Origin of the sequence: Mycolicibacterium agri (assembly GCF_002553505.1) — a bacterium.
GTDB lineage: Bacteria > Actinomycetota > Actinomycetes > Mycobacteriales > Mycobacteriaceae > Mycobacterium > Mycobacterium agri.
Genome location: NZ_PDCP01000181.1, coordinates 1 through 2,951 on the forward strand (window position 1 = coordinate 1; position 2,951 = coordinate 2,951).

Consider the following 2,951-nt stretch of genomic DNA (forward strand, 5'->3'; position numbering starts at 1 on the left):
GTTATCGCGGGTTCGAGAGTGAGAGTGCCGCGTTCTGCCTGTTCAGGACGTTGTTGCGATTGATGCGACGTTCGGTGGGGAGTGGGTGCCGCGGCGGGCCAGTTCGCGTCGTAGATCGAGGTTCTCGCCGTGTGCTCGCTCGAGGGCGTCGCGGAGCGCCTTGAGTTGCTGGCGGTGCTGCTTCTTGAGTTCGGCGATCTGGCGGGTCAGCGTGATGACCAGGGTGCTGTCGGTGTCGACGGGCTGGTCGGCGGCGGGTTTGCGCCGGGTGCCGCGTAGATGCTCGATGCGTGTGCGCAGTTCGGGATGGTTGTAGAGGAAGGCGTGGGAGACGCCGGCTTCGCGTTGCACGGCTTGGAACGTGATCGGGTCGCCACGTTTGATCAGTTGGCTGATGGCCTGTTCGGCGTCACGGGTTTTGTTCAGCGACTTGACTTTCGCCGCGTCGGTGAGGGCGGTGATGCGGCGTTGTCGCGAGTCGGTCACGGGATGCTCCTGCGGTGGGCGGTCAGGTCGAGCGTCAGCGGTACCGGTCCAGCGCTGGCTTGATGACACTGGGGTGTGGTGCCGTGGGCCGCGGAGGCGGGCGCGTCGTGCAGGGCGGCCAGCAGGCGGGTGAGCGCAAAGTGTTCGGCGCGGCGGCGGATCAGCCAGACGTTGTCGTCGGGCATGGGGTGGCCGTGTCGTTGTTCGAATTCCATGGTGGCCCGGTCGATCAGGATGGCGGTTTCGCGCTGTTGGCGTTGCAGCACGTCTCGGTGGGTGTGGTCGGTGACGAAGACCGAGCAGGTCAGGCAGGCGTTGCCTTTGTCGCAGGATTGCAGCGGTGGCAGCGTGCACCACCCGTTGGGTAGGAACCGGTCTGCGCGGCGGAACAGGTGCAGGCTGTCGTGGTCGTCGCTGGAGAGGTGAATGCGGGTGCCGTCGGAGCGCAGCTTGGCTGTCGCCAGGAACGCCTGCTCGGCGTGTTCGTCGCGGGCGGCGATGTAGTGCATCGTCATAGTGGGGGTCGCGTGGCCGGCGTAGCGCTGCAGGACGTGGATCGGCAACCCGAGTTCGGCCAGTCGGGTCAGCCGGGTGTGGCGGAAGCGATGGGTGTGGCTCAACCGCACGCCCCGGCCCTTGGCGTCGGTGATCTGAACAAGCTCGCTGAGGGTGCGCAGCACCCAGTTGTAGGTGCCTGAAGGATAGGGTTTGTCGCCACGGCGGTTGCCCAGGCGCCGGGCAAACAGATACCGCCTGCTGCCGTCGGGATACTGGGCTTGCAGCCAACGGCGTTGTTCGGCAATGACTTCGGTGACCTCGCGGTCAATCAGGATGCTGTCGGGTGCGACGTCGATCTTGCTTTGTGCATAGCGGAACCGGGTCAGCGTTTGGCCGTCGCCCGCGGCTGTGGTGCAGGGCGCAGCCGAGAGGCAGTCGAAGTCGCAGGTGCGGATTTCGCTGGCTCGCCGGCCGGTGAGGATCTGCAGCAGGATTATCCGCATCGCTTGCGGATCATCGAGCCCATTGGCGGTGAGGGTGGTGCCATCGCCGCGGGTGATGGTCATCTGCTCGGTGCGGGGTAGCCCGATCAGCGGCAGCGCGGCAGTGATCTGCGCGAGGGCGTGATCGTCGATGTAGTTCGCATCGTTGAAACCGCGGTGATGCGGGATTCGGGTGACGCGGCCGAACCAGCTGGCCGCGTGTGCGGTGGTCACTCGTTGCCAGGGTTCGGCGCCGAGAACGCGGCGAGCCTCCCCGGGATTGGCGGCGATGAAGTCCAGCAGGCCGGCGACGGCTCGCAGGTCGTCGTTGATTCCCCGGATCGGCACCGTTCTCCCGAGGTGGCGGTGTCGGATTGGCGGGTGACCCGGTTGGCGGCCACGGCGGTCCACCGCGCGAATGCCGCCGCCTGTTCGACCGCCGTCGTCGGGTCGCCCAGTATCTCGGTGGGGTCGTCGAAGCTCCCGGCCAGCCAGTTGTCGAACCGGCGAAAGCTGCGCATCCGTTCCTGACTGACCGTGGTCCAGCGCAGCGCCCCGGATTCGAGCATCGTGCCCAGGTGCCACTTCACCGCGGCCCGCAGCCACGGCACCTGGAGGTCTCCGGGAGAACAGCCGTAGTTGGCGACCGGTTCACGATCGGTCAATGGAATCCGCGCGTCGCAGCGCGGGTGCCAGAAGTCCAGCTGCCACCACGGGCCGTCGTGACTGGCGGCGATCAGGGCGTGGCGGGCGAAGCCGAACAGTGCGTGCACCCGCCCCCGGCCTCGGGGAGAGGGCAGTCTCTTGCCCCGGCTGAGATAGAACCAGCTCTGCAACGCTGCGGCGGCGTCGTAATCCATCGCCCGGATCGACGGGGCGTAGCCGCGGCCCTCGGTGACGGCCCGGCGAATCATGTTGGCCAGCTGCGCCATCGCCAACACCGAGACGCGGGTGCCGTCACTGGCCTGCCAGTGCGCCATCCACGCCAGCTCCGCGGCGAATGGGTCGGGCAGTCCGCTCAGATCCAGCTGCGGCCAATCGTTCTCGGTGATCGAGGCCCAGTTCCCGATGCCGGGCCCGAGGACGGGGCCACGCCACTGTGCTGGTAGTTCCTCCCAGAGCCGCCAGATCGGATCGATATGTTCGGCGCTGCGCAACCGCAGGTGGTCATGCTCGTCGATCATTCGGCCACCTGCCAGCTGCTGGCGTAGGACACCCAGTTGGCGGCCGCTCGCAGGGCGTCGTCGTCGCGGACCCAGCCGTAGAGGTCCAGGGTGGTCTGGACGTGGGCGTGGCCGAGACGCCGGGAAACCACCCATTCCGGTGTTCCAGCAAGCAACAAGGCGGTGGCGTGGGTGTGGCGGAACCAATGCGGCGTCCACGCGGGTGGCCCGATACCCCGACGGCGCAGCGTGGCCACTTTCTCCCGGACCGTCGTCTCCCGCAAGGCGGCCAACAACGGTGGCCGGGACACGTTCACCAGCA

Annotated in this window: 4 protein-coding genes; all 4 read right to left on the bottom strand. The window is 67.4% G+C overall.

From position 1 onward, the window contains the following. Window positions 1-42: 42 nt before the first annotated feature. Window positions 43-486 carry a DUF6262 family protein gene (locus tag CQY20_RS33510; RefSeq protein WP_097945641.1) on the bottom strand — a complete coding sequence of 148 codons (444 nt, stop codon included), beginning with the start codon at window positions 484-486 and terminating at the stop codon, window positions 43-45. Further along, window positions 483-1,814: a tyrosine-type recombinase/integrase gene (locus tag CQY20_RS36145; RefSeq protein ID WP_337426301.1), complete on the bottom strand. Its 1,332-nt coding sequence runs from the start codon at window positions 1,812-1,814 to the stop codon at window positions 483-485. The genes CQY20_RS33510 and CQY20_RS36145 overlap by 4 nt, the downstream gene beginning before the upstream one ends. Beyond that, window positions 1,697-2,650, bottom strand: a complete 954-nt coding sequence (locus tag CQY20_RS36150; protein WP_337426304.1) for a hypothetical protein — start codon at window positions 2,648-2,650, stop codon at window positions 1,697-1,699. The genes CQY20_RS36145 and CQY20_RS36150 overlap by 118 nt, the downstream gene beginning before the upstream one ends. Beyond that, the coding region (locus CQY20_RS33520) for a tyrosine-type recombinase/integrase (protein WP_165789330.1) at window positions 2,647-2,951 on the bottom strand (305 nt) is incomplete at its 5' end. The genes CQY20_RS33520 and CQY20_RS36150, both read right to left, overlap by 4 nt.